The 1,452-nt window shown below is 67.3% G+C and carries 3 protein-coding genes; 2 read left to right on the forward strand and 1 reads right to left on the reverse strand.

Features of this window, described 5'->3' with window-relative positions:
- On the forward strand, window positions 1-394 hold a 394-nt coding region (locus tag sphsw_RS13640), incomplete at its 5' end, for an esterase-like activity of phytase family protein (RefSeq protein WP_031441084.1).
- A gap of 242 nt (window positions 395-636) precedes the next feature.
- Here the strand turns inward: sphsw_RS13640 and rpmB are convergent.
- Complete coding sequence (gene rpmB, locus sphsw_RS13645; protein ID WP_031395040.1) at window positions 637-927, reverse strand: 50S ribosomal protein L28; 291 nt, start codon at window positions 925-927, stop codon at window positions 637-639.
- A 227-nt stretch (window positions 928-1,154) separates the two neighbouring features.
- On the opposite strand from rpmB, the gene sphsw_RS13650 reads away from it, so the two are divergent.
- Complete coding sequence (locus sphsw_RS13650; protein ID WP_031395039.1) at window positions 1,155-1,388, forward strand: hypothetical protein; 234 nt, start codon at window positions 1,155-1,157, stop codon at window positions 1,386-1,388.
- Window positions 1,389-1,452 lie beyond the last annotated feature (64 nt).

The following is a 1,452-nucleotide window of genomic DNA, read 5'->3' on the forward strand; positions in this document are numbered from 1 at the left end:
GGTCGGGCGCGGGACCGGGCGGCGGGGGCTGCTGTTTGCGGGTGATCCGCTGACGGCGCGCGGGGTGGGCTTTACCTATGTGCCGCCGGTCGGGTTCAGTCCGGTCGATGTCGCCGAGCTGCCCGACGGGCGGCTGATCGTGCTCAATCGCGCCTTTGCCGCGCCGTTCGCGTTTTCCAACACCGTGACGGTGATCGAATCGGGGGCGATTCGGGCGGGGGCGGTGGTGCGCGGGCGCGAGATCGCCCGGCTGGCCGCGCCGCTGGTGCATGACAATTTCGAGGGGATCGCGGTGGTGCGCGAGGGGGACGACACGGTGGTGTGGATCGTGTCGGACGACAACGAGACTGCGTTGGAGCGGACCCTGTTGCTGAAGTTTCGGCTGGAGGGGTAGCGGGGGGCGAGCGGGGCTAGCGGTGGTGTCTCGACTTCGCTCGACACGAACGGGAGGGGGGCGCTCGACACGAACGGCGGGGGTCGAGCGGGGATGGCGGTGTCTCGACTTCGCTCGACACGAACGGAGAGGGAGGTGGAACGGGTTCGGCGGCGCGTTTCGGTGTGACGGGCGCAGAAACGCCGACGGCCCGCGCTCCGGTGGGAGCGCGGGCCGGGGCCGAATCGCAGTCGTCGCGCGGGTTAGGCGGCGGCGGCGATCTTCTTGACGACGTCGCGCTTCAGGCGGCGGGCCTTGAGCGAGAGCTTGTCGTCCGAGGTCTTGACGAGCCAGTTGTCGAGGCCGCCATTATGCTCGACCGAACGCAGGCCGTGCGTCGAGACGCGGAGACGAACGCTCTGCTCGAGCGAGTCGGAGATCAGCGTGACGTTCTGCAGGTTGGGCAGGAACGTACGCTTGGTCTTGTTGTTGGCGTGGGACACGTTGTTCCCGACCATCCGGCCTTTGCCGGTCAGTTCGCAAATGCGCGACATCTGTCTACCTATCAAGTGTCGGGAGGAACCCCGGAAAGGCGCGCGGATACCCGGCAAGCGCGGCCGCGTCAACCGATTCACCCGTTTTTGCCGATCGGTGCTCGCGCGGATGCGGCGAACGGGGCGGCAGAGCGGGGCGTGCAACCGCGCGGGGTTGATCGACGTTGTTACGCCATCGAACCGGTCGACGCCCGTCATGGGTCGTGGCCTTATATAAGGGAAATCCCATGCGTACGCTCTTGTCTCTGGTCGCGATCGCGCTGCTCGCCGTCGTCGCGCTGATGTATTTCGGGATCATCAACATCGACCAGACGCGTGCCGGCGCGATCCAGACGCCGAAATTCGAGGCGGACGTCGCCAAGGTGCGGCTGGGGACCGAGACCAAGACGGTCGCGGTGCCGACGATCTCGGTCGACAAGCCGGGGACTGCGGCCGACAATGGCCAGGTGCCCGCGAACTGATCCGCGCCCGCCTTGTCCTGCGGCTTTACCTGATGGGGAAGGCAGGGCAGGGCGGGGCATGTTT

Source organism: Sphingomonas sp. FUKUSWIS1, assembly GCF_000733135.1.
GTDB classification, from domain to species: Bacteria; Pseudomonadota; Alphaproteobacteria; order Sphingomonadales; family Sphingomonadaceae; genus Sphingomonas; species Sphingomonas aerolata.